Raw genomic sequence first — 25480 nt, forward strand, 5'->3', positions numbered from 1 at the left:
GCAGGCAAGCCGCGTGGCAGGCTGAAGGAGCGAGCGAATGGCGGAAAGTGTCGAGAAACTCGAGGACGGTATTGTCCGTTCGGCCGAGCAGGTGTCGGGCCAGATTCGCGCGGCGAAGGAAGCGATCGCATCCGTCATCTTCGGCCAGGATCGCGTGATCGAGAACACTCTCGTCACCATCCTCTCCGGCGGTCATGCGCTGCTGATCGGCGTCCCCGGCCTCGCCAAGACCAAGCTGGTCGAGACGCTCGGCGTCACGCTCGGCTTAGATGCCAAGCGCATCCAGTTCACGCCCGATTTGATGCCGTCAGACATTCTCGGCGCCGAGGTGCTAGACGAGAGCACCGCGGGCAGGCGTGCCTTCCGCTTCATTGCAGGCCCGGTGTTCGCGCAGCTCCTGATGGCCGACGAGATCAATCGCGCCAGCCCGCGCACGCAGTCGGCGCTGCTGCAGGCGATGCAGGAGCAGCACATCACGGTTGCGGGTGCACGCCATGACCTGCCGAAGCCGTTCCATGTGCTCGCCACGCAAAACCCGCTGGAGCAGGAAGGCACCTATCCGCTGCCCGAGGCGCAGCTCGACCGCTTCCTGATGGAGATCGACGTCGATTATCCCGATCGCGACGCCGAGCGCCGCATCCTGTTCGAGACCACCGGCGCCGAGGAGACGCTGGCCAGGGGATCGATGACCGCCGATGCGCTGATCGCCGCGCAGCGGCTGATCCGCCGCCTGCCGGTCGGCGACTCCGTGGTGGAGGCGATCCTGTCGCTGGTGCGCTCGGCCCGTCCGGGTCCCGACGCCGGCGAAGCCGGCAAGTTCATCGCGTGGGGACCCGGCCCGCGCGCCAGCCAATCGCTAATGCTGGCCGTGCGCGCGCGTGCGCTGATCGACGGCCGTCTCGCGCCCTCTGTCGACGACGTGCTCGACCTCGCCGAGCCCGTGCTGAAGCACCGCATGGCGCTGACGTTCCAGGCGCGCGCCGAAGGACGCACGATTCCGGACGTGATCCGGCAATTGAAGACACGGATCGGTTGATGGCGGCAGAGAACGGGCACACAGCAAAGGAGATCATAGCGATCCGACGTGCCGATGGCGAAAGCCGCACGCTCGCCGCTTCACTGCCGCGCCTGGTGCTCGAGGCCCGCCGTATCGCCGCCAACGTCATCCACGGCCTGCACGGAAGGCGCCGCGCCGGCTCCGGCGAAAGTTTCTGGCAGTATCGTCGCTTCGTCTCGGGCGAGCCGTCGCAGAACGTCGACTGGCGGCGTTCGGCGCGTGACGACCATCTTTACGTCCGCGAGCAGGAGTGGGAAGCCGCGCACACGGTCTGGATCTGGCCCGACCGGTCGCCCTCGATGGCCTTCGCCTCCAAGACCGCGCGCGAATCCAAGCTCGAACGCACACTGATCGTCGCCTTCGCGCTGGCCGAGCTGCTGGTGTCCGGCGGCGAACGCGTCGGCATTCCCGGGCTGATGGCGCCGACCGCGAGCCGCAGCGTGATCGACAAGATGGCGCAGGCGATGCTGCATGACGACGCCGAACGCCTCAGCCTGCCGCCGTCCTTCGTGCCCTCGGCGCTCGCCGAGACCATCGTGCTGTCGGATTTCTGGTCGCCAATCTCCGAGATCAGGGCCACGCTCGCAGGGCTCTCCGGCTCCGGCGCACATGGCACCATGGTGCAGATCGTCGATCCCGCCGAAGAGTCGTTTCCGTACTCCGGCCGCATCGAGTTCGTCGAGCCGGAAGGGTTCGGCGTGATCACCGCCGGCCGGGCCGAGAGCTGGGTGCAGGATTACACGACGCGGCTCACGCTGCACCGCGACCAGATCCGCGCCGAAACCAACAAGCTCGACTGGCTGTTCACCACGCACGCGACCGACCGCTCGGCCGCCGAACTGCTGTTGTTCCTGCATGCCGGCCTGCAGGTGAGCAAGTCGGGCACGCGCACCACGACGATCAAGGCGGGGCCGGCCGCATGACGGGATTGCCGCTCGCCTTCACCGAACCGCTGCTCCTGATCGGCCTCGTCAGCCTGCCCGTGCTGTGGTGGCTGCTGCGGGTGATGCCGCCGCGGCCGCGCCGGATCGAGTTTCCGCCGACGCGGCTGTTGTTCGACATCGCGCCGCGCGAAGAGACACCCTCGCGGACGCCATGGTGGCTGACCGCATTGCGCCTGCTCGCGGCCGCGCTGGTGATCTTCGCCGCCGCCGGCCCGATCTGGAATCCGCAGACGGGTCTTGCCGGCAGCAAGGCGCCGCTGATGATCATGTTCGACGACGGCTGGAGCGCGGCGTCGCATTGGGACGTCAGGATCAGGGCCGCCGACGAGCTGATCGCCAACGCCGACAATGACCGCCGCGCCATCGCGCTGGTGCCGCTGTCCGAGCCGAACCGCGACATCACCCTGATGCCGGCGGGTGCGGCGCGCGTCGCGCTGCGCCAGCTCGCGCCAAAGCCCTATTCGATCGACCGCGTCGAGACCCTGGCCGCGATCGATCGTTTCCTCAAAGCGACCGGCGACTGCGAGATCGCCTGGCTCTCCGACGGCGTCGACACCGGCCGCGGCGAGGAATTCGTAGCTGGCCTCGGCAAGACCATCGGCGATCGCAGCCTGACCGTGTTTGAAGGCGGCACCTCGGCGCCGCTAGCGCTGGTTGCGGCCGAGAACGCCGCCGCCAGGATGACGGTGAAGGTGCTGCGCACCGACAGCGGCATCGCCGTCGGCACCGTGCGCGCGCTGGACCAGAAGGCCTCGCCGATCGGCGAAGCCCGCTATTCGTTCGGCCCGCAGGACAAGGAGACCGACGCGGCGTTCGATCTGCCGGTCGAGCTGCGTAACGACATCACGCGGCTCGAGATCTCGGGCGAGCGCTCCGCCGGCGCGGTGCAGCTGCTGGACAAGCGCTGGCGCCGCCGCGCCATCGGCATCGTCTCGGGCTCGACCAGCGAAACCGCGCAGCCGCTGTTGGCGCCGACCTTCTATCTCACCCGCGCGCTGGCGCCGTTCGCCGACGTGCGGCTCGCCGACAAGGGCTCGCCGCAGCAGGGCATCACCCAGTTCCTCGACCAGAAGCTGCCGATGATCATCCTCGCCGATGTCGGCACCATCGCGCCTGAGCTGCGCGAGCGCCTCAATGCCTGGATCGACCAGGGCGGCGTGCTGGTGCGGTTCGCAGGGCCCCGGCTGGCGCAGGCCGAAGACGATCTCGTGCCGGTCAAGCTGCGCAAGGGCGGCCGCACGCTCGGCGGCAGCCTGACCTGGGAGAAGCCGCAGCATCTCGCCTCCTTCGCCGCCGACGGTCCGTTTGCCGGCGTCGTGGCCCCCAAGGACGTCACCGTGAGCCGCCAGGTGCTGGCCGAGCCCGACGCGGTGCTCGCCACCAAGAGCTGGGCCTCGCTGGAAGACGGCACGCCGCTGGTGACCGGCGAGCATCGCGGCAAGGGCCTGGTCAGCCTGTTCCACGTCAGCGCCGACATGCGCTGGTCGGATCTGCCGATGTCAGGCACTTTCGTCGAAATGCTGCGGCGGGTGGTCGACATGTCCGGCTACACCGCCAAGCCCGGCGCCGGGGTCGCGGCCGAGACGACCGCCGAGACGGTGGCGCCGCTGCACATCCTCGACGGCTTCGGCGCCTTCGGCCCGCCGCCGGCCACCGCAAAACCGCTGCCCGCGGATTATCGCGACCGCGCCACACCCGATCATCCGCCGGGCTTCTATGGTCCGGCCGAAGGACCGCTCGCTGTGAACACGCTTGCCGCCGCCGACCGCATCGCAGCCCTGAACACCGCGAGCCTGCGCGCCCGGCACGCCACCTACACCAACGCCGAGCCGCGCGATTTGCGCGGCTGGCTGTTGTCGACGGCGCTGGCATTGTTCCTGATCGACGCCATCATCGTCGCGCTGCTCGGCGGCGGGATCGCCGCGCTGCTGCGCCGCCGCGCTGCGCCAGCGATGATCGTCTTCGCGCTGGTGCTCGCGGGCGTCGCGGCGTTCTCGCCGACGCCAGCGCGCGCCGACGGCGCCGCCGACGAGTTCGCGATGAAGGCGGTGTCGCAGACCCGCCTCGCTTATGTCGTGACCGGCAATGCCGACGTCGATTCCATCGTCAGGGCGGGGATGAACGGGCTGACGCTGTTCCTGGCGCAGCGCACCGCGCTCGAGGCCGGCGACCCCGTCGGCGTCAATCCCGCGCGCGACGAGCTCGCCTTCTTCCCGCTGATCTACTGGCCAATCGTGCCCGGGGCGCCCAAGCCGCCGCAGGATGCCATCAACAAGATCGACGCCTACATGAAGCAGGGCGGCACCGTGCTGTTCGACACCCGCGATGCGATCGAAGCACCGCCCGGCGCGAACGGCGCGGCGCAAACGCCGGCCATGCAGACGCTGCGCGAGATCCTGTCCTCGCTCGACGTGCCCGAGCTCGAGCCGGTGCCGCGCGAGCACGTGCTGACCAAGACCTTCTACCTGCTGCGCGACTTCCCCGGCCGCTTCGTCACCGGCCAGACCTGGGTCGAGACCCTGCCGCGCGACGAGGACGAGGACAGCGCGCAGCGGCCGGCGCGCGGCGGCGACGGCGTCTCGCCGATCATCATCACCTCGAACGACCTCGCCGGCGCCTGGGCGGTGCGGCCCGACGGCCAGGCCATGCTGCCGGTGACCGGCGGCGATACCCGCCAGCGCGAATTCGCCTACCGCGCCGGCGCCAACATCGTGATGTACACCCTGACCGGCAACTACAAGGCCGACCAGGTGCACGCACCCGCCCTGATCGAACGGCTCGGGCAATAGGATAGATATGAATTACGGCATCGCGTTCACGCCGCTTGTTCCCGCGATCGTCCTCTGGCTTGCGCTGGCGGCGATCGTCATCGTCGCGCTGGTGCTGCTGCTGGCGCGCGCACGCGGCGCGGCCGTGCGCGTCGCCGCGCTGGCGCTGTTCCTGCTGGCGCTCGCCAATCCCTCCTTCACCCGCGAGGACCGCGATCCCCTCACCTCGGTCGCCGCCGTCGTCGTCGACAAGAGCCCGAGCCAGAACTTTGGCAACCGCAATCGCGAGGCCGCGCAAGCGCAGGAAGCGCTGGTCGACGGCCTGAAGAAGATCAAGGGCCTCGAAGTCCGCGTCGTCGATGCCGGACAGGCCGACGGCGAGACCGACGGCACGAAACTGTTCGGCGCCCTCGCCTCGGCCTTGTCGGACGTGCCGGTCGACCGCGTCGCCGGCGCGTTCCTGATCACCGACGGCCGCGTCCACGACATTCCGGCGAACGCCGCCGCGCTCGGCTTCCAGGCGCCGGTGCAAGCGCTGGTCACCGGGCAGAAGGACGAGCGCGACCGCCGCATCGCGATCACGGCAGCGCCGCGCTTCGGCATCGTCGGGCAGACCCAGACCATCAGCTACCGCCTCGACGACCAAGGCGTCTCCGGCGAGCGCGCCAAGGTCACGGTCCGCCGCGACGGCGAGGTCATCAACGAGCGCACGCTATCGAGCGGCCAGGCCGCAAGCGTCGACGTCGACATCAAGCATGCCGGCCCGAACATCGTCGAGATCGAGGCTTCGCCGCTCGAACGCGAATTGACGCCGGTGAACAACCGCGCGGTCGTCGCCATCGACGGCGTGCGCGACAAGCTGCGCGTGCTCTTGGTCTCGGGCGAGCCGCATTCCGGCGAGCGCACCTGGCGCAATCTGCTCAAATCCGACGCCAGCGTCGACCTCGTGCATTTCACCATTCTGCGTCCGCCGGAGAAGCAGGACGGCACGCCGATCAACGAATTGTCGCTGATCGCGTTTCCGACCCGCGAGCTGTTCCAGCAGAAAATCAACGAATTCCAGCTGATCATCTTCGACCGCTACGCCCGCCAGGGCGTGCTGCCGATCGCCTATTTCGACAACATCGCGCGTTATGTGCGCTCCGGCGGCGCGGTGCTGGTCTCGGCCGGCCCCGACTACGCCTCCAACACCAGCATCTGGCGCACGCCGCTGGATTCGGTGTTGCCGGCCGAACCCGTCGGCGTGACGGAAAAGCCGTTCTATGCACATCTGTCCGACATCGGCAAACGCCATCCCGTCACGCGCGGGCTGGAGGGCTCGGGATCCGAGCCGCCGCACTGGAGCCGGTTCTTCCGCACCGTCGACACCCGCAATGCGGTCAACCCGCCGGTCATGACCGGCGTCGACGGCAAGCCGTTGTTGTTCCTGTCGCGCTTCGGCGAGGGCCGCGTTGCGCTGCTGCTGTCCGATCACATCTGGCTATGGGCGCGCGGCTATGAGGGCGGCGGCCCGCATCTCGACCTGCTCAGGCGGATGTCGCACTGGCTGATGAAGCAGCCGGATCTCGATGAAGAAGCGCTGCGCCTCCAGGTGCAGGGCAAGGATCTCGTGGTGGTGCGCCAGACCATGTCGGACAGCGTCCAGCCGGTGAACGTGACCTCGCCGTCGGGCGTGTCGCACGACCTGACGCTCAGCCCCGGCGATCCCGGCGAGTGGCGCGCCAGCCTGCCGGCGAACGAGCTCGGCCTGTGGCAGGCGACAGACGGCACGCTGAAGGCGCTGATCAATGTCGGCCCGACCAATCCGAAGGAGTTTTCGGAAGTCACCTCCACCACCGAGACATTGAGGCCGCTGACGCAGGCAACCGGCGGCAATGCCGTGCGCGTCGTCGACGGCAACAGCGTCGAGCTGCCACGCATTCTGCCAGTGCGCTCCACCAGTGTCTTCCATGGCGACGGCTGGATGGGCGTGCGGATGCGCGACGCCAGCGTCGTGAAGGGCGTCGGCGTGCTGCCGATCTTCGCCGGCCTGATCGGCCTGTTGCTGCTGCTCGGTGCCTTCGCCGCGACCTGGGTCCGCGAAGGGCGCTGATCTCTTGGTCGCGGGCTCGTTCAACCTCTCCCGCTTGCGGGAGAGGTCGGCGCGAAGCGCCGGGTGAGGGTTCTCTCCAAACAGGGGTTCTCGCCTTTCGGAGACCCCCTCTCCCCAGCCCTCTCCCGCAAGCGGGAGAGGGAGCGCACCTTCTTCGTTGCTGCATCAGGCCTAATCTCAATCCACTCTAGTTGCCGGAACGACACATCGGGTCGGCGGCCTGCGCGCGCCGGTCCGCCTGCCGTTGACATCCCCTGACCGATCGGGCGATGTTACATTGTAACGCCGCGATGCCAGGGGATTGGCCGCGCGGTGTGGGGCACTTTCGGATGAAATGGGTTCGGTCAAATGTGAGGCACGCCGCCCGGCTCGCGCTGTTCGCGATGCTGGTGCAGTTCGCGCTGACGTTCGGCCACAGCCACTGGTTCGCGCAGGCCGCGCCCCTCGCCCAATCCTCGCTGCAGCAGGCGGACAGCGCCAAGGGCGTTGCTGCGATCGATCGCGCCGCGGTCCAGAAGCAATGGCCCGCCCGTCCTGACCGCGAGCATTCGGGCGAGGACAATTGCGCCATCTGCGCCATCATTGCGATGGCGGGCACCGTTTTATCGGCAACGCCGCCCGTGCTGCTGCTGCCGCAGGCGATCGAACTGCTCCACCGCACCACCGATGCCGAATTCATCCATCTGAAATCGGCCGGCACGGCGTTCCAGCCCCGTGCCCCTCCCGCCTCCTGACCTCCAACGCTTGATCACGCCCAGCCTCGCCGCATGGCGGCGAATGCCCGGGAGAAGTTGAAGTCGAATTCCGTCGCGCCGCGACGGCAGGCCGCCTCCGATCAACGGACCATCACGCGGACGGCCTGACTGGAATCAGGACCATGTCATTTCAATTGCGACGCGCGCAGCGCCTTGGCGGAGCAAGCTTGCTCCTGCTCGGCGTCGCCGCCACGCCCGCCTTCGCCCAAGAGCCGGCACAACAGCCTGCGCAAGACAAATCGTCGACCGAGATCCCGGCCGTGACCGTGACGGCGCCGAGCCCGATCGTGCGCCGAGCGGTGGTACCGTCCCGCAGCGCAGGTCGCGGCACGCGGACCGCGCGGGTGCGCAGCCGCCACCAAACGGCGGAAGCCCCGCCCGCAGCCCCCGCGCCCGCCGCGCCTCAGCAGGGCGTGCTGCCTGTTGTGACCAACCAGTTCGCGACCGTCACGGTGGTGCCGAACGAGGAGATCCGCCGCGAGGGCGGCGGTCAGCTCGGCGATCTCCTGTTCTCCAAGCCCGGCATCACCGGCTCGAGCTTCGCGCCCGGCGCCTCCAGCCGGCCGATCATCCGCGGCCTCGACGTCAACCGCGTCGGCATCGTCGAGAACGGCACCAATTCCGGCGGCGCGTCCGATCTCGGTGAGGATCATTTCGTCCCGATCGATCCGCTCGCCACCAACCAGGTCGAAGTGGTGCGCGGGCCGGCGGCGCTGCGCTACGGCTCGACCTCGATCGGCGGCGTCGTCAGCGCCACCAACAACCGGATTCCGGATGCACTGCCGTCCTGTGCGCCGTCATTCCAGACCTACGGCCTGCCGACCAAGGCCCCGCTCGCGAGCGCCGCGACCTCGCCTTGCGTCACCGCCGAGACGCGCACTGCCTTCAGCTCGGTCGATCGCGGTGTCGAAAGCGGCGTGCTGCTCGATACCGGCGGCGGCAATTTTGCGTTCCATGCCGACGCCTATGGCCGCACGACCTCCGACTATTACATCCCGAGCTATCCCTATCTGACCGATCAGTCGCGCCCCGTGAACGGTCGCCAGCCCAACACGGCGACGCGCTCCGACGGCGCCTCGATCGGCGGCTCCTACTTCTTCCAGGGCGGCTATATCGGCGCGTCGATCACGCAGAACGACTCGCTCTACCACATCCCCGGCATCGACGGCGCCGACCACAACACGCGGATCGACGGCCACCAGACCAAGATCAACGTCAAGGGCGAATACCATCCCGACGCGGCCGCGATCGACGCTGTCCGCTTCTGGGCCGGCGCGACCGACTACCGACACAACGAGATCGGTCTTGCCGATCCCGCTGACCTGAGCAGCGACGGCATCAGGCAGACCTTCACCAACAAGGAGCAGGAGATCCGCACCGAGGTGCAGCTGATGCCGTTCAACGCCCGCTTCGCCGAGGTGACGACGGCGCTGGGCTTCCAGGTCGGGCATCAGGAATTGAGCGCGCCGAGCCCCGACAATCCCGGCACGCTGTTCAACGGCCTGTGGGACCCCAACAACAGCACGCGCGTTGCCGGTTACGCCTTCAACGAGTTCAAGTTCACGGAGGCGACGCGGGCGCAGATCGCCGGCCGCATCGAACATGTCGAGCTGCACGGCACGACGCCGGACTTCCCCGCCGATTACCTGCCCGACGGCACGCCGCAGACGGCGATCTCGCGCAATCCGTCCTTCACGCCGAAGAGCGGCAGCATCGGTCTGTTGCAGGACCTGCCGGGCGGCATGGTCGGCAGCATCACCGCACAATATGTCGAACGCGCACCGAAGGCGGCCGAGCTGTTTTCCCGCGGCGGCCACGACGCGACCGCGACCTTCGACATCGGCAATCCGAACCTCACCATCGAGACCGCGAAATCGGTCGAGCTCGGCGTGCGCAAGGCGACGGGGCCGTTCCGCTTCGAGGCGACGGTCTACTACACGCATTTCGACAATTTCATCTTCCGCCGTCTCACCGGCGTGTCCTGCGACGACGACTTTGCGTCTTGCGGCACGCCGGGCGCCGAGCTGAACCAGGCGGTCTACTCGCAACGCAATGCGAATTTCCGCGGCGGCGAATTCCAGTCGCAGCTCGACGTCGGCGCGTTCCAGGGCGGCATCTGGGGCATCGAGAACCAGCTCGATTTCGTCCGCGCCACCTTCAGCGACGGCACCAACGTGCCGCGGATTCCGCCGCTCAGAATGGGCGGCGGCGTGTTCTGGCGCGACGACAACTGGCTGATGCGCGTCAACCTGCTGCATGCCTTCGCGCAGAACAACGTCGCGGTGATCGCGGAGACGCCGACGGCGGGCTACAATCTGCTGAAGGCCGAGGTCAGCTACAAGACCAAGCTCGACCGCAATTGGTTCGGCGCACGCGAGATGATAGCCGGCATCGTCGGCAACAATCTGCTCAACGAGAACATCCGCAACTCGGTGTCCTACACCAAGGACGAGGTGTTGATGCCCGGCATCGGTGTCAGGGCATTCGCGAACTTCAAGTTCTGATCTCGCGTCAGTCGGGGCCTACGGGCCCCGACTGGCACACCGCCTCCACATCGTCATTGCGAGCGCAGCGAAGCAATCCAGACTGCCTCTGCGGAAAGATTCTGGATTGCTTCGCTGCGCTCGCAATGACGGTGCACGAGGCAACACCGCGCGTAGCCCCTACCCCCGCGCCTTGCTCCAGTCGGGACCGACCGCCCCCGACACGCCCTCGAAAGCGCCGTCGACGAGCTCGAACACCAGGATACGGGCGGCGTCGACCGGGCCCGGCATGGTGACGCGGCCCTTGGGGACCGGCTTGAAGCCGACCCGGCTGTAATAGGGCTCGTCGCCGACCAGGAGCACGATGGCGTGGCCTTTTTCCTTGGCATCCTTCAGCGCGCGCTCCATCAACAGACGGCCGATGCCGCGGTCGCGGAACGGCGGCTCGACGGTGAGCGGCCCCAGCAGCAGCGCTGGCGTGTCGCCGATCAGGATCGGCAATTGCCTGACCGAGCCAACCAGCAGCGTGCCGATGCGCGCGGTGAAGGACAGTTCGAGCAGATGGTCGACGTGCTCGCGAATCCGGTAGGCGCTGAGCACGAAGCGGCCGGGACCAAAGGTGCGCTCATGCAGCCGTTCGATCGCCTGGGCGTCGCCGGCGGCCTCGGGAAGGATGGTGAGTGAGAGATCGGTCATGTCAGTTGGCGGGATAGCACCTGAACGCAGCGCGGTCCATCGGGCAGCAAGGATGCTCAGTTCCTTTTCAGCGCCGACGGGAGAGGTGTTCTGACTCGCCGGCTTGCATCCGTTGATCGACAATCCTCATGCACGGGCCGCCTCAGCGCCACGTCGCAATCAGGGGCGTGCCGCCCAGCACTTCCGCGATCCGCAGCCGTGTGCCGGGCGTGGTCCCCTCGGGCAGCGCTGTGATCGCGAAGAACCCGCATTCGACGATCTCGTGGTTGGGCGCGGGCAGGCGGTCCTGGCTGAACTGCCTGACCACGTAGACCGCGACATGGTCGCGGCGGGAGACGTGGCTGTTGAGGAAGATGCCGTGCAGCACGGCGTCTCCGATCAGATCGATGTCGCCCTCCTCCTTGAGCTCGCGCCGTAGCGCGTGCGCCATGGTCTCGCCGAAATCGACGCCGCCGCCGGGCAGATACCAGCCGCTGACGTAGCTGTGCCTGACCAGGAACACCCGGTTCTCCGCATCCAGCACCACGGCGCGGACGCCGAGCGTCATGCCGCGGACCAGCAGGAAATAGACATGGAAGATGCGCCGCAGCAGCGGCTCGAATTTTCGTCGAATGGTGTTCAGACGTTCTCCCATCAGGTTTTCCTTGACGCCCCCTTTTGAGGCCCTGCTTGCGCGCCGGCTGCGACCTTGCCATTACAGCGGAGCAATAGCGAGGCAATCGCGCGCCATGGCCCCCTTTACGCTCGCCCATCTGTCCGATCCGCATCTGCCGCCACTGCCGAAGCCGCGGCTGATCGAGCTCGCGGGCAAGCGCGCGCTCGGCTACGTCAACTGGACGCGCAACCGGCACAAATACCAGCGCCGCGAGGTGCTTGACGCGCTGGTTGCCGACATGAAGGCGCAGGCGCCCGACCACATCGCGGTGACGGGCGATCTCGTCAACCTGGCGCTGGAAGCCGAATTCGCGCCGGCCCTGGCCTGGCTCGAAAGCGTCGGCACGCCCGACCGCGTCACCGCGATTCCCGGCAATCACGACGCCTATGTCAGCGCAACGAGTCATCGCTTCGGCGAGACGTTCCTGCACTACATCGCCGCGGACACGCCCGATACCGTGGCTTTCCCAGCCGTCCGCCGGCGCGGACCGCTGGCGCTGATCAGCCTGTCGACGGCGGTGCCGACCCTGCCGCTGATGGCGACGGGCACGCTCGGGCGCGATCAGCTCGCGTCGCTCGAACAGGTTCTCGACCGGCTCGCCGCGGAAGACGTCTTCCGCGTGCTGCTGGTGCATCATCCGCTGAAATCCGTCGCGCGCCAGAAGCGGATGACGGACGCGGCCGAGCTGCTGGCCCTGTTGAAGCGCCACGGCGTCGAGCTGATCCTGCACGGCCACGACCACATTCATTCGACGATGTGGTTCGAAGGCCCGAACGGCAACATTCCCGCGCTCGGCGTGCCATCCGCCTCCGCGCTCGCGCACGGACGCTACCCGGCGGCGGCGTATAATCTGTTCACGATCGAGAAGGACAATGCCGGCTGGCGCTGCGAGCATACGGTGCGGAGCCTGGGGGCTGGATTCCAGATCGAGCAGATCAAGCATGCGCGGTTGATCTAGTTCACCGTCATTGCGAGCGCAGCGAAGCAATCCAGAGTCCCGCCGCGGAAAGATTCCTGGATTGCTTCGTCGCAAGGGCTCCTCGCAATGACGATGGAGAGAGCCTCACCAGCTCCGCAGCGCCGCCAGCACGGCGACGCCGAACAAGGCGGCGGCGCCGAGGATGAAGCCAAACACGAACGGCCACAGGCGCGAGCGGCGCGGCGGCTCGGTGGCCGGTGCTTGCGGTTCGGGCGGGACCACCATCGCATGCTCGCGCTCGATCATGCGGCGCGCCACATAGTCGGTGACGGCCTCGACGATAACAGCGGTGTCGTGCGATTCGGCGAGCACGATGCGGCCGAAGCGGGTGTCCTGGACGAAGCGGTACATCCGCTTGTCACGCCCCATCATGATATGGGCGACGACGTCGATCCAGAGCCTGGGCGTATCGCCCTGGCTGATGCCGCGGTCGAACAGGTCGATCTTATCTGGCACCTGCGCGAACAGGGGATCGAGCGCATCGTTGAGGATTTCGAGCCGGGCCACCTCGGCGTCCCTGAGATCGACGACCACGCCGGTCCGGTCGGCGGCCTCGATCCGGGCGCGCAACAGCGCATCGCGCAGCCGCACCGGGCGCGGCTGGCTGGGATGGATTCCGCTGGTTTCGGGCTCTGACATTGTCGGCCTCGTCCTCAAACACCATGGTTAACCTATCAGCAACCACAGCGCCCGCAAAGGGCCCACAATTCCAGATACTTACGGCACCCACAGACGTTTCACCTGTGCCAAAACAGACGATCCCACCCAGGCAGGGCCTGGATGGGACCATCCGTCCTTGGACGTCTTCTTAGTTCAGTGCGTCAGGCCGGGACCCGCGACGGCTCTTCCACGATGGAGAAGCGGACGCCGGCCTTGTGGCGGCTCTCCTCCGACACCTCGCGCCAGCAGTCCTCGGCTTCCTTGCGGGTCTTGAACGGACCTTTGACCTGGGCCGAGCCTTCCACGAGCTTGTGGAAGTTCATCGAACCGAACTCGCCGCCGATCACCCAGAAATTGCTGCCTGTGGTCATTGTCAGTCTCCTGTCCAATAGCGTGATGCGTTAGCCGAACTGGTTCATGGTGTTGTGGGCGCCGCCCGCCTTCAGGGCAGCCTCGCCGGCGAAGTACTCCTTGTGGTCGTCGCCGATGTCGGAGCCGGCCATGTTCTGATGCTTCACGCAGGCGATGCCCTGACGGATCTCGGCGCGCTGGACATTCTTGACGTAGCCGAGCATGCCCTGCTCGCCGAAATACTCGCGTGCGAGATTGTCGGTCGACAGCGCCGCCGTGTGATAGGTCGGCAACGTGATCAGGTGGTGGAAGATGCCGGCACGCTTGGCCGAATCCGCCTGGAAGGTGCGGATGCGCTCGTCGGCTTCCTTCGCCAGCGGCGTGTCGTCATACTCCGCCTTCATCAGCTCGGCACGGTTGTACTGGCTGACGTCCTTGCCGGCTTCCTTCATCGCGTCGTAGACCTGCCAACGGAAGTTGAGGGTCCAGTTGAACGACGGCGAGTTGTTGTAGGCCAGCTTCGCATTCGGAACGACCTTGCGGATGCGGTCGACCATCTTGGCGATCTGCTCGATATGCGGCTTCTCGGTCTCGATCCAGAGCAGGTCGGCGCCGTTCTGGAGCGAGGTGATGCAGTCCAGCACGCAGCGGTCTTCGCCGGTGCCGGGGCGGAACTGGTAGAGGTTGGAAGGCAGCCGCTTCGGACGCATCATCTTGCCGTTGCGGTTGATGATCACGTCGCCATTGCGGGCGTTCTCCGCCGTCACTTCCTCGCAATCCAGGAAGCTGTTGTACTGGTCGCCGATGTCGCCGGGCTTGTGGCTGACGGCGATCTGCTGCGTCAGGCCGGCGCCGAGCGAGTCGGTGCGGGTCACGACGACGCCGTCTTCGACGCCGAGCTCGAGGAAGGCGTGGCGGCAGGCCCGGATCTTCGCGAGGAAGACTTCATGCGGCACGGTGACCTTGCCGTCCTGGTGGCCGCACTGCTTCTCATCTGAGACCTGGTTCTCGATCTGGAGCGCGCAGGCGCCCGCCTCGATCATCTTCTTGGCGAGCAGATAGGTCGCCTCCGCATTGCCGAAGCCGGCATCGATGTCGGCGATGACGGGCACGACATGGGTCTGGAAGTTGTCGATCTTCCCGATCAGCTCCTTCTCCCTGGTCTTGTCGCCTTCCTTGCGCGCCTTGTCGAGCGCGCGGAAGATGTCGTTGAGCTCGCGCGAGTCGGCCTGACGCAGGAAGGTGTAGAGCTCCTCGATCAGCGCGGGCACCGAGGTCTTCTCGTGCATCGACTGGTCGGGCAGCGGGCCGAATTCGGAGCGCAGCGCGGCGATCATCCAGCCCGAGAGATACAGGTAGGTGCGATCGGTCTTGCCAAAATGCTTCTTGACCGAGATCAGCTTCTGCTGGGCGATGAAGCCGTGCCAGCAGCCCAGCGACTGGGTGTACTTGGTGGGGTCGCCGTCATAGGCGGCCATGTCGGCGCGCATCAGCGCCGCGGTGTAGCGGGCGACGTCGAGGCCGGTCTTGAAGCGGTTCTGCAGGCGCATGCGTGCGACCGCCTCGGCCGTCACCCCGTTCCAGGTCGGCTGGGTCTTAAGAAGCGTCTGAGCCGCCTCGACCTCGCTCTGATACGAAGCCGGGCGCAGAAGGGGGCTGATGCCGCGGGGTTGATAATTCATGGCCTGATCCTTTTCGCTGACGACGGCCGTTTTGCCATCGACATTTTTGACAGTGCATTGCGAAATGCGTCTCAGGAGCTAAACGCGAAAACGGAAACTTCGTACAGATGCCTTGTTTCTTATTGGTGATGTCATGTAACATCGGAACATGTAGTAGATGTTATTTTGTAAATCTTGTAAATTATAGGTCAGCGACACTGTCCTTAATGCGCACCTGAGAGGAGACCTGAGAAATGGCCGCCGATTCCGGCAAGAAACTCTTCGTCGGTCCGCGCTTCCGGCGGATCCGGCAGCAATTGGGGCTGTCGCAGACCCAGATCGCCGAAGGGCTCGGGATCTCGCCGAGCTATGTCAACCTGATCGAGCGCAACCAGCGCCCCGTGACGGCGCAGATCCTGCTGCGGCTGGCCGAGACCTATGACCTCGACCTGCGCGACCTCGCCACCGCCGACGAGGACCGCTTCTTCGCCGAGCTCAACGAGATCTTCTCCGATCCCTTGTTCCGCCAGATAGATGTTCCCAAGCAGGAGCTGCGCGACCTCGCCGAGCTCTGCCCGGGCGTGACCCATGCACTGCAACGGCTCTATGCCGCCTATACCGAGGCGCGCCAGGGCGAGACGCTGGCGGCCGCGCAAATGGCCGATCGCGACGTCGGCACGCGTTATGAGGCCAATCCGGTCGAGCGCGTGCGCGAGCTGATCGAGGCCAATCGCAACTATTTCCCGGAACTGGAGCAAGCCGCCGAGAATTTGCGCGATGAACTGAACGTGCCGGCCGAAGGGCTCTATGCAGCGCTCGCTGCGCGGCTGCGTGAAAAACATTCGATCCAGACCCGCATCATGCCCGTCGACGTGATGCGCGAGACGCTGCGGCGGTTCGACCGCCACCGTCGCCAGCTCCTGATTTCCGAGCTGGTCGACCCGCCCGGCCGCGCGTTCCAGCTCGCCTTCCAGCTCGGCCTCGGTGAATGCGCGCAGCATCTGGAGACCATCATCGGTCGATCCGGGCCGCTCGACGACGCGCCGCGGCGGCTGTTCCGCATCACGCTCGGCAATTACTTTGCAGCCGCTGTCATGATGCCCTATCCGGCATTCCTGGCCGCGGCCGAGGCGCTGAACTACGACATCCACGTGCTGGCGCAGCGCTTCAATTCCGGCTTCGAGCAGGTCTGCCATCGCCTCACGACATTGCAGCGGCCGAACGCGCGCGGCATTCCGTTCTTCCTGCTCCGTGTCGACAATGCCGGCAACGTCTCGAAGCGCTTCTCGTCAGGCACGTTCCCGTTTTCGAAATTCGGCGGCACCTGCCCCTTGTGGAACGTGCACTCGACCTTCGATACACCGGACCGCCTGCTCAAGCAGGTGATCGAGCTTCCCGACGGCACGCGCTATTTTTCCATCGCGCAGATGGTGCGCCGCCCGGTCGCGCCACATCCGCTGCCGCAACCGCGCTTCGCCATCGGCCTCGGCTGCGAGATCCGTCACGCCGCGCGCCTGACCTACGCCGCGGGCATCGACCTGGAGAAGACCGAGGGCACGCCGATCGGCGTCAACTGCCGTCTCTGCGAGCGCGAAAACTGCGCCCAGCGCGCCGAGCCGCCGATCACGCGCACGCTGATCCTGGACGAGACCACACGGCGGGTGTCGAGTTTCGCATTCTCGAATGCCAGGGAGTTGTGAGCGCGGCTGCTTCCACGTCATTGCGAGCGAAGCGAAGCAATCCAGACTGTCTCCGCGGTGACAGCCTGGATTGCTTCGTCGCCAGCGCAAAATTGCTTCGCAATTTTGTCGCGGGCTCCTCGCAATGACGAAGGGCCTACGCCAGCGTGTGCACGATCACCGGCCCGGCCGCAGCACTCGCATGGCCCGCCAGCAGCGGCCCCAGATCCTTCTCGATCCAGGCGATCGCGCGCCGGTTCGCCTCCTCCGCCTGCTCGAACTTATCGAAGATCGAGATCGCGGTTACCGTGTCGTCGCCGGCATAGACGACGTAATAGGCGCGGAAACCGTCGACGTCGCTGATGATCGGAACGGCGCCGTCCTTGATGCGGCGCGCCAGCTCTTCCGCACTCCCGCTTTTCGCCTTGGCCTGACGGATGGCGGCATACATGGCATCCTCCTTCCGGCTACTGATGTGAGGGCCTGGTGCCCGGAGCGGATGTTACGCCGAAGCGCGCCGCCAATCCACGCTTGGTTAACCCCGCACTAATCGGCCGCCGCGATCTGCAACCAAGGATTAAGCACGCCTCAACATCGGTGCCTTAGTCTTGCCCCACTCACTTTTCGCAAACAACGGTGGCCTATCCTGCCGGCGAAGTGAGATCAGGGGGTTCATCATGCGCATTGCGTTGCTGCTGACCGCAACCATCGTCGGCGCGCTCTTCGCCAATCCATCCATTGCCGGATCGCTCGATGCGTCCACTGACGCAGCGCAGCCGCTGCCGCCGGGCTTCCAGAGCTACCGCGGCTACATGTTCGACTTGTCCGAGAATCGCGACCGCAAAGATGTCGACAAGCTCACCGACAATCTGAAGAGTCAGATTGACGTCGTCGAAGGCGTCGGCCTGTCGCCGCGCGTGCTGCGCTTCTTCCACACCGTTCCGATCGTCGCGAGCGAGCTGGCCTGCCTCGACGAAGGTGCCGCGACCGCGTGCTACGGCCGGGTCACGCCGGACATCCAGCGCAGCGCTCCCCGGACGCTGACGGTCTGGGACCCCAGCAAGCAGCGCTGGACCAATCCCAATGCCATCGACCTCGCGGTCGATTCGGGCCTCGGCGTGATCATGCTGCGGCCCGACATGATGCGTTACGAGAAGGAGGCCGTGCTGCTGCACGAGCTTCTGCACGCCTATCACGCGCGGCTGTTGCCGGACGGCTATGCCAACAAGGGCGTGATCGCCTACTATGCCCTGGCCAAGTCCAAGGACCTGCTGCCCAAGGAATCCTATGCGCTGAAGAATCCCATGGAGTTCTTTGCCGTGACCGCGAGCATCTTCCTCTCCGGAAAGAGCGAATTCCACGATCCGAAGTCGCGCGAGACGCTCAAGGAGAAGATGCCGGACTATTACAAATACCTGGTCGGCGTGTTCGGCTTCGATCCCGACCCGGCAGCCTCGAGCGGTCCGGTCGCCTCGCTGAAGTGAGGCAGACGTCGCGCTTCCACATCAGAGCCGCGCGAAATGCGCGGCTTTTTTGTTTTGTCAGCCGGAAGCTGCGGATGACGCCTCGGCGGCAATTGCCAAGGCAGGGCCCGATCTGCATAGTCCCGCCCGCATCGATACCGTTTTCGAAGGGGATAGAACAACATGGCGGACGCCGACCTGGATGTCGTGATCCGGCAACTGGCCAGACAGCTGCATACGGGCCTGATGACCCGCGCCAAGGAGCGGCGGGATCGCTTCAACGGCCTTGCGGCCAAGGCCAAGGGCAAGGAGACCAGCGACCGCTTCAAGATGATGGCCAAGGCCACCCTGGAGCAGGCCACCGCCGCCGCCAAGCGCCTGCAGATGTCCGCCGACAACGTCGCCGACAGCTACGCCCGCGCCATGCGCCTCGCCGCCAGCACGCCGGTTGCGGCCAAGGTGGAGAAGAAGGCGAAGGAGAAGCCTGAGAAGAAGGCCGCGAAGGCGAAGAAGGCAAAAGCCAAGAAGGCGAAGTAAGGCGCGGAGCTCGCACTTCACCTCGCCCCGCTTGCGGTCCGCTTGCGGGGAGAGGGAGAGAACTCCTATCACCTTCTCGGCGCGGCGAGCCGGGTCGGCTCGACATTCGAAAGCTCGGTGAGCTTGGCGCGGGCCGCCTCGCGGGTGCGGCCGTCCTTGCCGGGCGGCAGTGCCAGCGTGGCTTCGAAATCGGCACGTGCATCGTCGGTCTGGCCATGGGCGAGGAATGCGAAGCCCCGGTCGAGGCGGGCCTGCGCGTCCGAGGGATCGAGGCGGACCGCGGTGCTGTAGCTCAGGATGGCGCGGTCGAGATCGCCCTTGGCGGCGAGCGCGAGACCGCGCTGGTGATAGGGCGCGGCGAGCTTGGGATCATGCGCGATCGCCTCGTCATAATCCGCAATCGCAAGCTCCAGATCGCCGTTCTGCCGGCGCGCCAGCGCCCGGTCGCGATAGAGCGAGGCGCGGTTGGGATTGAGGTGTATGGCCTCGTCGAAATCGGCGATCGCCCGCCTGAAGTCGCCGTGGCGCAGTGCAATCCGCCCGCGGCCCTCATAGGCGAAGGCGATCAGCGAGCCGCGCAGCGGCGAGAAGCCGATCACGGCCGAGCAGATGTCGGGATCGTCCTCGTCGCCGCAATTGACGACCATGTGCGTGGACAGCCCAATGAGCACGCAAAGGACGATCAGCAATGGTACGGCAGCTCTGGTCATCTTCGACGCTGGCCGGCTGAGGTCCGGCCACGCATCCCCTTTCGAAGAAATGGTCTCGCCGGGGTGTTAACACCGGCGCCGGGGAATTTGTGTGCGCCAGGTCACAAAGCCTGGCGCAAATTCCAGCCGGTTCCGCGTCAGCCCCAAGGACCACGTGAAGGACCGCGTGAAGGACCTCGCGAAGAGGAGCGGCCCCACGGGCTTCGCGGCGGATAGTTCTCGTTGGCGCCGACCGACGGTGCCTGCGCGCCGAGCTCGGCCGCGAGCTGTTGAAGCGCGGCGATGCGGTTCTGGGTCGAGGGATGGGTGGCGAACAGATTGTCGACGCCGTAGCCCGACAGCGGATTGATGATGAACATGTGCGCGGTTGCGGGATTTCGCTCCGCTTCCAAGTTCGGCACCTGATGCGCGGCGCCCTCGATCTTCACCAGCGCGGACGCCAGCCACATCGGTTGTCCCGCAATGCGCGCGCCGAGATTGTCGGCGGCATATTCGCGCGTGCGGCTGATCGCCATCTGCACCAGCATGGCGGCGAGCGGGGCGAGGATCATCATCAGGATCGAGCCGACGATGCCCAGACCATTGTTGTTGTCGCGATTGCCGCCGAAGAACATGCCGAACTGCGCCAGCATGGAGATCGCGCCGGCGATGGTCGCGGTAACAGTCATAAGAAGCGTGTCGTGATGCTTGATATGCGCGAGCTCATGCGCGATCACGCCGGCGAGCTCCTCGCGGCTGAGCTGGTTCATCAGGCCGGTGGTGACGGCAACCGCGGCGTTCTCGGGGTTGCGTCCGGTCGCGAACGCGTTGGGCTGCGGCTCGTCCATCAGGAACACGCGCGGCATCGGCAAGCCGGCGCGGCCGGCAAGCTCGGCGACGAGACCGACCAGCTCGGGCGCGCTGGCACGGTCGACCTCATGGGCGCCGTACATCGAGAGCACCATGCGATCGGAGTTCCAGTAGGTGAAGAGATTGGTCGCGGCGGCAATGACAAGCGCGATTATGGCGCCCGAGGCACCGCCGATCAGATAGCCCACGCCCATGAACAGGGCAGTGAGGCCTGCGAGCAGCATTGCGGTACGAAGATAGTTCATGGCCGTCTCCTGGCGCGGCCGCGCCGCTGGAGGCATTGCAGGCCGGCAAGCCTGAGGTAGGGATGACCCCGGCCCGGGTGCAAGGTTTCAAGGTGCGTCGCGGGGCCGCGGCTATTGTAGGAAGAGGTCATTCGGGGTCACCCAATGGGCCCGGAATGACGAAGGGAATGGCTCGGCCGCTTTCATTCCTTTAGACTGCGGCAGATTCCTCCTCCCCTCCGGAAACCTCATGCTCCTGACCCGATGTGCGATCGCGACCATTGCTCTCGTCGCGTGCTCCTTTGCTGCCTCCGCCCAGTTCGCGCCAACGCCCGTCAAGCCCGCAGCTCCGAAACCCGCTTCCTCGCCGCGCGCGGCATCGTGCCACAATGGCGCGAGCTTCGATCGCTTCCTGGCCGACGTGAAGCAACAGGCGGTGGCCGCCGGCGTGTCGCAGCGCACGATCGCGGAGGCCTCGCCGTATCTCGTCTACGACCAGGGCATCGTCAACCGCGACCGCGGCCAGCGCGTGTTCGGTCAGCTCTTCACCGAATTTGCCGGCCGCATGGCCGCGCCCTATCGCATGCAGAACGGGCAGCAGCACATCAAGCAATACGCTGCCGCATTCGCGCGCGCCGAAAAGGAATATGGCGTGCCGCCCGCCGTGATCGCCGCCTTCTGGGGGCTCGAGAGCGACTTCGGCGCCAACATGGGCAATCTGCCGACGCTGAAATCGCTGGTGTCGCTCGCCTATGATTGTCGCCGCTCCGAGATGTTCGTGAACGAGACCATCGCCGCGCTGAAGATCATCGACCGCGGCGATCTGCATCCCGAGGAGATGATCGGCTCCTGGGCCGGCGAGCTCGGGCAGACGCAATTCCTGCCCGTGCATTATGTCAACTACGCGGTCGACTATGACGGCGACGGACGGCGCGACCTGCTGCGCTCGGGTCCCGACGTGATCGGCTCGACCGCGAATTACATCGCCAATGGATTGAAGTGGCGGCGCGGCGAGCCGTGGTTGGAAGAGATCAAGGTGCCGCAAAACCTGCCGTGGGATAAGACCGATCTCACGGTGCGAGAGCCACGCTCGACATGGGCCCAGCTCGGCGTGACCTATCCCGACGGACGGCCGCTGCCGAATGACAATCTCGCGGGGTCCGTGCTGCTGCCGATGGGACGCTTTGGACCAGCCTTCATGGCCTATGCGAATTTCGCGGCCTACACCGAGTGGAATAACTCGCTGATCTATTCGACCACCGCGGGCTATCTCGCCTCGCGCATTGCCGGTGCCGCGCCAATGCGCAAGCCAACGACGCCGGTGGCGCAGCTGCCGTTCAACGAGCTCAAGGAATTGCAGCAATTACTGGTGCGTGCCGGCTTCAATGTCGGCAAGGTCGACGGCGTGCTGGGCCAGCAGAGCCGTGCCGCGGTGAAGGCGATGCAGATCAAGTACGGCCTGCCGGCCGATTCCTGGCCGACCGCGGAGCTCTTGGCACGCATGCGCGGCGGCACGGCGCAGGCGCAGCCGGCGAGCGTGTTGCGATAGCGGTCCATCCGCTGTCATGCCCCGCCACCGGGTCTCGCCTTCGGCGAGCCCGATGACAGGCTCCGGCGGGGCATCCAGTACGCCGCGGCCCATCGGTTCAGCCACAGCCGTCTCGGCGTACTGGATCGCCCGGTCCCGGCTCCGCCAAAGGCTTCGCCGGGCATTCGGTATTGGGCCGGCGAAGGTTCAGCGAAGACGGCAAGCCGGGCGATGACAGCGCGATAGAATTTTCGCATTGCACAAGCCGCTTCCGCGATTGTATTTTTCCATGATGCTCCCATGTGAGTGGCTCAGGTTTTCTCCTGAGGTTTCCCACCATCACAGCGAGCATCACATGTCCTTCTACGACGCCGTCGTCCCCGCCTATTTGCAAATGCTGAACAGCCTCACCGGCCTGCTCACCAAGGCGGAGGCGCATTGCGCGGCCAAAAAGATCGACCCCGGCGTCCTGCTCGGATCACGCCTCTTTCCGGACATGCTGCCGCTGTCGAAGCAGGTCCAGCTCGTCAGCGATTTCGCCGCCAAGGGCTGTGCGCGGCTGACCCATAGCGAGGTGCCCGCGACGCCTGACACCGAGACGAGCTTTGCGGAATTGAAGCAGCGCCTGGCCAAGACCATCGACTACGTGAAATCGTTCAAGCCCGAGCAGTTCGAAGGTGCCGACGTCAAGGACGTCACCTTCCCGGCCGGTCCGGACAAATCCATCACCATGAAGGGCCAGCAATTCCTGAGCGCGTTCTCGCTGCCGAACTTCTATTTCCACGCCACGACCGCCCACGGCATCCTGCGCCACAACGGGGTCGAGATCGGCAAGCGCGATTTCCTCGGCGCGAACTGATTTGCCAAATCGCACGGCCGCGTAGCGGAATTCCCCTATCGCGGCCGAAATTGCACATGAATCATGCTACGCGGCCTTGCCGCGTAGCTCGCCTGCAGTTTGAGTATGGCTCCGCCCTTGCGCCTGATGTCGCGATGCACAAGTGTTCGTGACCTCTCATTGCCTGGAAGCATTCCCCATGAGCCGTCCGACCAAATTGTTTGAGACCTACAAGCTCGGCCCGATCACGCTGGCCAATCGCCTGGTGATGGCGCCGCTGACGCGCAACCGTGCCGTATCAGGCACGTTCGTGCCCAGCCCTCTCGCCGCCGATTATTACAGCCAGCGCGCCTCCGCCGGGCTTCTGATCACCGAAGCGAGCCAGGTCTCGCAGCAAGGTCAGGGCTACCAGGACACGCCGGGCATCTATTCCAAGGACCAGGTCGCCGGCTGGCGCAAGGTCACCGATCGCGTGCACGAACGCGGCGGCAAGATCTTCATCCAGCTCTGGCATGTCGGCCGCATCTCGCATGTCGATCTCCAGGCGAATGGCGCGTCCCCGGTGGCGCCGAGCGCGATCCGCGCCAAGGGCAAGACTTTTGTGAACGGCACCTTCGCCGACGTCTCCGAGCCGCGGGCGCTCGAGCTCTCCGAAATCCCTGGGATCATCGACGACTTCAAGCGCGCGACGAAGAATGCGCTCGAGGCCGGCTTCGACGGCGTCGAGATCCATGGCGCCAACGGCTATCTGCTCGATCAGTTCGCCCGGGACGGCGCCAACAAGCGCACCGATGCCTATGGCGGCTCGATCGAGAACCGCGCGCGGCTGATGCTCGAGATCTCCAAGGCGGTTGCCACTGAAGCCGGCGCCGACCGCACCGGCATCCGCATCTCGCCGGTGACGCCGGCCAACGACCTCTCCGACTCCAACCCACAAGCCTTGTTCGATCACATCGTCGATGGTCTCAGCGCGCTCAAGCTGGTCTATCTCCACGTCGTCGAGGGCGCCACCGGCGGTCCGCGCGACATCGCGCCGTTCGACTATGCGTCCTTGCGCAAGCGCTTTGCCGGCACCTATGTCGCCAACAACGGCTACGATTTCGATCTCGCCACCAAGGTGCTGGACGCGAACGCGGCCGACCTGATCGCCTTCGGCAAGCCCTTCATCTCCAACCCCGACCTGGTCGAGCGGCTGAAGCAGGGCACGGGCCTGAACGATTGGGACAAGGCCACGTTCTACGGCGGCGGCGCCGAGGGGTACACGGATTACCCGACGCTGGCGGCCGAGCCGGCGGAATAAGGCTGCTTCTTCCGTCATTGCGAGGAGCTCGCGACAAAATTGCGAAGCAATTTTGCGCTGGCGACGAAGCAATCCAGACTGGCTCCGTTGAAAGACTCTGGATTGCTTCGCTACGCTCGCAATGACGGCGCGGTTGCAGGGTGCGCTCACCAACAAGGAAGGCCGGGACTGCTCCCGGCCTGTACCTGCCTATAGGCCTCACGCCAATGCGCGTGTCTCGGCGTCTGCAGCGACCATGCGTTCCACGATGCGACGCATGCGCTGCGGGGCGGCATCGATGGCGAGGCGGATGGTCTTGGCATTGGGGCGGGCCTGCGCGACCATCTCGATGCGCTCAAGAATCTCCTTGTCCTCATTAAAAGCGATACGGAAATCGGCGTGCAGGCGCTGATCGACACCGGCATCGTCAAGCGCAAAATTGCGCACATGAAGCCAGTGATCGATGCAGATGTGATCGTCGACCGGCGTGATGAAGTGGCATGCGAAGATGCGCAATCCCCTGCCCCGGTCCGCGGCATCGACGATCTTGCCGGCGTCCGCGCTGCCGAAATCGATCACCGCGATACAGGGCGCGATATAGTCATAGTAGTGCCAGCGATCGACATTGCCGGCGAAATTGCCGTACTTGGCGAACAGCGGGATCGGCGGCGCGTTCCTGATCCACCGCCACACCAGCACGCCATCCTCGGAAAAAGTGTGCTCCACCGGAATGTCTTCGCTGGCCGAATTGCCGAGCGTCGACAGGTGGACGAAGCTGACATGCGCGGGATCGCAGAGATTGTCCGCGAGGTTGAGATAGTTGGTTTCGATTCGAAGAGCGTCTCCTTCCGCCGCATGCCAGTCGTTCTGACCGTATTGCGGCAGATCATAAATCCGCGACGGGTCGGCGAGCGCGGGATCGCCGGGCCAGATCCAGACCAGTCCCATCTTCTCCCTGAGCGGATAGGACGACACCCGTGCATTCGGCGGGATCATCGGCTGACCCGGAATCCGGACACAGCGCCCGTCGGACCCGAAAGTCATGCCGTGATAGCCGCACTCGATTGCATCGCCCTTGAGCTTGCCCATCGACAGCGGCGCCAACCGATGTGGACATGCGTCGTCGAGCGCAACGACGCCGCCCGCTTCGCTGCGGTAGACGACAAGGTCCATGCCGAGAATGCGGTGGCGCGACAGCGTGCGCGTGACGTTGCGCGACCACGTCAGCGGGTACCAGGTGTTGCGGGGAGCAAGCAGGTTCATGCGGCACCT

At 65.8% G+C, this 25480-nt stretch carries 22 protein-coding genes; 13 read left to right on the forward strand and 9 right to left on the reverse strand.

Annotation, left to right across the window (positions count from 1 at the left end; all coding sequences use genetic code 11):
• Positions 1 to 37 precede the first annotated feature (37 nt).
• From ACR9YP_RS36565 to ACR9YP_RS36590, 6 genes are all read left to right on the forward strand, one after another.
• The gene (locus ACR9YP_RS36565) at positions 38 to 1036 is read left to right on the forward strand and encodes an AAA family ATPase (protein WP_128935621.1); all 999 of its coding nucleotides are present in this window, start codon (positions 38 to 40) and stop codon (positions 1034 to 1036) included.
• The gene (locus tag ACR9YP_RS36570) at positions 1036 to 1980 is read left to right on the forward strand and encodes a DUF58 domain-containing protein (RefSeq protein ID WP_474218315.1); all 945 of its coding nucleotides are present in this window, start codon (positions 1036 to 1038) and stop codon (positions 1978 to 1980) included. The genes ACR9YP_RS36565 and ACR9YP_RS36570 overlap by 1 nt, the downstream gene beginning before the upstream one ends.
• Positions 1977 to 4790, forward strand: a complete 2814-nt coding sequence (locus ACR9YP_RS36575; RefSeq protein ID WP_474218316.1) for a DUF4159 domain-containing protein — start codon at positions 1977 to 1979, stop codon at positions 4788 to 4790. Before ACR9YP_RS36570 ends, ACR9YP_RS36575 begins: the two co-directional genes overlap by 4 nt.
• Positions 4791 to 4797: 7 nt before the next feature.
• Positions 4798 to 6861, forward strand: a complete 2064-nt coding sequence (locus tag ACR9YP_RS36580; RefSeq protein WP_474218317.1) for a hypothetical protein — start codon at positions 4798 to 4800, stop codon at positions 6859 to 6861.
• A gap of 329 nt (positions 6862 to 7190) precedes the next feature.
• Entirely contained in the window at positions 7191 to 7595 is a 405-nt protein-coding gene (locus ACR9YP_RS36585; protein WP_474218318.1) for a DUF2946 family protein, read from the forward strand.
• A 143-nt stretch (positions 7596 to 7738) separates the two neighbouring features.
• The gene (locus tag ACR9YP_RS36590; protein WP_474218319.1) at positions 7739 to 10120 is read left to right on the forward strand and encodes a TonB-dependent receptor; all 2382 of its coding nucleotides are present in this window, start codon (positions 7739 to 7741) and stop codon (positions 10118 to 10120) included.
• A gap of 159 nt (positions 10121 to 10279) precedes the next feature.
• On the opposite strand, the gene ACR9YP_RS36595 is transcribed toward ACR9YP_RS36590, so the two are convergent.
• Positions 10280 to 10795 (reverse strand): GNAT family N-acetyltransferase, encoded by a 516-nt coding sequence (locus ACR9YP_RS36595; protein WP_128935627.1) that lies wholly within the window; start codon positions 10793 to 10795, stop codon positions 10280 to 10282.
• 142 nt (positions 10796 to 10937) lie between these two features.
• Positions 10938 to 11429 carry an NUDIX domain-containing protein gene (locus tag ACR9YP_RS36600; RefSeq protein ID WP_438111459.1) on the reverse strand — a complete coding sequence of 164 codons (492 nt, stop codon included), beginning with the start codon at positions 11427 to 11429 and terminating at the stop codon, positions 10938 to 10940.
• Between the two features lie 94 nt (positions 11430 to 11523).
• Between ACR9YP_RS36600 and ACR9YP_RS36605 the strand changes: the two genes are divergently transcribed.
• A complete protein-coding gene (locus ACR9YP_RS36605) occupies positions 11524 to 12408 on the forward strand; it encodes a metallophosphoesterase family protein (protein WP_474218321.1) in 885 nt (294 codons plus the stop codon).
• A gap of 105 nt (positions 12409 to 12513) precedes the next feature.
• On the opposite strand, the gene ACR9YP_RS36610 is transcribed toward ACR9YP_RS36605, so the two are convergent.
• The 3 genes from ACR9YP_RS36610 to ACR9YP_RS36620 all read right to left on the reverse strand — a co-directional run bounded on the left by ACR9YP_RS36610 (position 12514) and on the right by ACR9YP_RS36620 (position 15122).
• Positions 12514 to 13068: a hypothetical protein gene (locus ACR9YP_RS36610; protein ID WP_474218323.1), complete on the reverse strand. Its 555-nt coding sequence runs from the start codon at positions 13066 to 13068 to the stop codon at positions 12514 to 12516.
• A gap of 182 nt (positions 13069 to 13250) precedes the next feature.
• The gene (locus ACR9YP_RS36615) at positions 13251 to 13460 is read right to left on the reverse strand and encodes a DUF4170 domain-containing protein (RefSeq protein WP_128935631.1); all 210 of its coding nucleotides are present in this window, start codon (positions 13458 to 13460) and stop codon (positions 13251 to 13253) included.
• A gap of 30 nt (positions 13461 to 13490) precedes the next feature.
• Positions 13491 to 15122, reverse strand: coding sequence for an isocitrate lyase (locus tag ACR9YP_RS36620; protein ID WP_474218324.1), 1632 nt, complete (start codon positions 15120 to 15122; stop codon positions 13491 to 13493).
• 233 nt (positions 15123 to 15355) lie between these two features.
• Here ACR9YP_RS36620 and ACR9YP_RS36625 point away from each other — a divergent pair, with 233 nt between their 5' ends.
• Positions 15356 to 16801: a helix-turn-helix domain-containing protein gene (locus tag ACR9YP_RS36625; protein WP_370990684.1), complete on the forward strand. Its 1446-nt coding sequence runs from the start codon at positions 15356 to 15358 to the stop codon at positions 16799 to 16801.
• Positions 16802 to 16937: 136 nt separating this feature from the next.
• On the opposite strand, the gene ACR9YP_RS36630 is transcribed toward ACR9YP_RS36625, so the two are convergent.
• Positions 16938 to 17231, reverse strand: a complete 294-nt coding sequence (locus tag ACR9YP_RS36630) for an antibiotic biosynthesis monooxygenase (protein ID WP_014497428.1) — start codon at positions 17229 to 17231, stop codon at positions 16938 to 16940.
• Between the two features lie 226 nt (positions 17232 to 17457).
• On the opposite strand from ACR9YP_RS36630, the gene ACR9YP_RS36635 reads away from it, so the two are divergent.
• Together ACR9YP_RS36635 and ACR9YP_RS36640 are read left to right on the forward strand one after the other, a co-directional pair.
• The gene (locus ACR9YP_RS36635) at positions 17458 to 18264 is read left to right on the forward strand and encodes a hypothetical protein (RefSeq protein ID WP_474218325.1); all 807 of its coding nucleotides are present in this window, start codon (positions 17458 to 17460) and stop codon (positions 18262 to 18264) included.
• Between the two features lie 162 nt (positions 18265 to 18426).
• Complete coding sequence (locus ACR9YP_RS36640; RefSeq protein WP_128955373.1) at positions 18427 to 18780, forward strand: hypothetical protein; 354 nt, start codon at positions 18427 to 18429, stop codon at positions 18778 to 18780.
• 68 nt (positions 18781 to 18848) lie between these two features.
• On the opposite strand, the gene ACR9YP_RS36645 is transcribed toward ACR9YP_RS36640, so the two are convergent.
• Positions 18849 to 19490: a tetratricopeptide repeat protein gene (locus tag ACR9YP_RS36645; RefSeq protein WP_474218326.1), complete on the reverse strand. Its 642-nt coding sequence runs from the start codon at positions 19488 to 19490 to the stop codon at positions 18849 to 18851.
• 137 nt (positions 19491 to 19627) lie between these two features.
• A complete protein-coding gene (htpX, locus tag ACR9YP_RS36650) occupies positions 19628 to 20584 on the reverse strand; it encodes a zinc metalloprotease HtpX (protein ID WP_474218327.1) in 957 nt (318 codons plus the stop codon).
• Positions 20585 to 20813: 229 nt separating this feature from the next.
• Between htpX and ACR9YP_RS36655 the strand changes: the two genes are divergently transcribed.
• From ACR9YP_RS36655 to ACR9YP_RS36665, 3 genes are all read left to right on the forward strand, one after another.
• Positions 20814 to 22112 carry a lytic murein transglycosylase gene (locus tag ACR9YP_RS36655; RefSeq protein ID WP_474218328.1) on the forward strand — a complete coding sequence of 433 codons (1299 nt, stop codon included), beginning with the start codon at positions 20814 to 20816 and terminating at the stop codon, positions 22110 to 22112.
• A gap of 334 nt (positions 22113 to 22446) precedes the next feature.
• Positions 22447 to 22950, forward strand: a complete 504-nt coding sequence (locus tag ACR9YP_RS36660; protein ID WP_091898086.1) for a DUF1993 domain-containing protein — start codon at positions 22447 to 22449, stop codon at positions 22948 to 22950.
• Positions 22951 to 23128: 178 nt separating this feature from the next.
• The gene (locus ACR9YP_RS36665) at positions 23129 to 24229 is read left to right on the forward strand and encodes an alkene reductase (protein WP_474218329.1); all 1101 of its coding nucleotides are present in this window, start codon (positions 23129 to 23131) and stop codon (positions 24227 to 24229) included.
• 198 nt (positions 24230 to 24427) lie between these two features.
• Here ACR9YP_RS36665 and ACR9YP_RS36670 read toward each other — a convergent pair whose 3' ends face one another.
• Positions 24428 to 25471: an aromatic ring-hydroxylating dioxygenase subunit alpha gene (locus ACR9YP_RS36670; protein ID WP_474218330.1), complete on the reverse strand. Its 1044-nt coding sequence runs from the start codon at positions 25469 to 25471 to the stop codon at positions 24428 to 24430.
• Positions 25472 to 25480 lie beyond the last annotated feature (9 nt).

Source organism: Bradyrhizobium sp. BR14999 (genome assembly GCF_056106085.1).

Coding starts and splice junctions, on each gene's coding strand:
- ACR9YP_RS36565 (WP_128935621.1), top strand. CDS start 38: ATGGCGGAAAGTGTCGAGAAACTCGAGGACGGTATTGTCCGTTCGGCC.
- ACR9YP_RS36570 (WP_474218315.1), top strand. CDS start 1,036: ATGGCGGCAGAGAACGGGCACACAGCAAAGGAGATCATAGCGATCCGA.
- ACR9YP_RS36575 (WP_474218316.1), top strand. CDS start 1,977: ATGACGGGATTGCCGCTCGCCTTCACCGAACCGCTGCTCCTGATCGGC.
- ACR9YP_RS36580 (WP_474218317.1), top strand. CDS start 4,798: ATGAATTACGGCATCGCGTTCACGCCGCTTGTTCCCGCGATCGTCCTC.
- ACR9YP_RS36585 (WP_474218318.1), top strand. CDS start 7,191: ATGAAATGGGTTCGGTCAAATGTGAGGCACGCCGCCCGGCTCGCGCTG.
- ACR9YP_RS36590 (WP_474218319.1), top strand. CDS start 7,739: ATGTCATTTCAATTGCGACGCGCGCAGCGCCTTGGCGGAGCAAGCTTG.
- ACR9YP_RS36595 (WP_128935627.1), bottom strand. CDS start 10,795: ATGACCGATCTCTCACTCACCATCCTTCCCGAGGCCGCCGGCGACGCC.
- ACR9YP_RS36600 (WP_438111459.1), bottom strand. CDS start 11,429: ATGGGAGAACGTCTGAACACCATTCGACGAAAATTCGAGCCGCTGCTG.
- ACR9YP_RS36605 (WP_474218321.1), top strand. CDS start 11,524: ATGGCCCCCTTTACGCTCGCCCATCTGTCCGATCCGCATCTGCCGCCA.
- ACR9YP_RS36610 (WP_474218323.1), bottom strand. CDS start 13,068: ATGTCAGAGCCCGAAACCAGCGGAATCCATCCCAGCCAGCCGCGCCCG.
- ACR9YP_RS36615 (WP_128935631.1), bottom strand. CDS start 13,460: ATGACCACAGGCAGCAATTTCTGGGTGATCGGCGGCGAGTTCGGTTCG.
- ACR9YP_RS36620 (WP_474218324.1), bottom strand. CDS start 15,122: ATGAATTATCAACCCCGCGGCATCAGCCCCCTTCTGCGCCCGGCTTCG.
- ACR9YP_RS36625 (WP_370990684.1), top strand. CDS start 15,356: ATGGCCGCCGATTCCGGCAAGAAACTCTTCGTCGGTCCGCGCTTCCGG.
- ACR9YP_RS36630 (WP_014497428.1), bottom strand. CDS start 17,231: ATGTATGCCGCCATCCGTCAGGCCAAGGCGAAAAGCGGGAGTGCGGAA.
- ACR9YP_RS36635 (WP_474218325.1), top strand. CDS start 17,458: ATGCGCATTGCGTTGCTGCTGACCGCAACCATCGTCGGCGCGCTCTTC.
- ACR9YP_RS36640 (WP_128955373.1), top strand. CDS start 18,427: ATGGCGGACGCCGACCTGGATGTCGTGATCCGGCAACTGGCCAGACAG.
- ACR9YP_RS36645 (WP_474218326.1), bottom strand. CDS start 19,490: ATGACCAGAGCTGCCGTACCATTGCTGATCGTCCTTTGCGTGCTCATT.
- htpX (WP_474218327.1), bottom strand. CDS start 20,584: ATGAACTATCTTCGTACCGCAATGCTGCTCGCAGGCCTCACTGCCCTG.
- ACR9YP_RS36655 (WP_474218328.1), top strand. CDS start 20,814: ATGCTCCTGACCCGATGTGCGATCGCGACCATTGCTCTCGTCGCGTGC.
- ACR9YP_RS36660 (WP_091898086.1), top strand. CDS start 22,447: ATGTCCTTCTACGACGCCGTCGTCCCCGCCTATTTGCAAATGCTGAAC.
- ACR9YP_RS36665 (WP_474218329.1), top strand. CDS start 23,129: ATGAGCCGTCCGACCAAATTGTTTGAGACCTACAAGCTCGGCCCGATC.
- ACR9YP_RS36670 (WP_474218330.1), bottom strand. CDS start 25,471: ATGAACCTGCTTGCTCCCCGCAACACCTGGTACCCGCTGACGTGGTCG.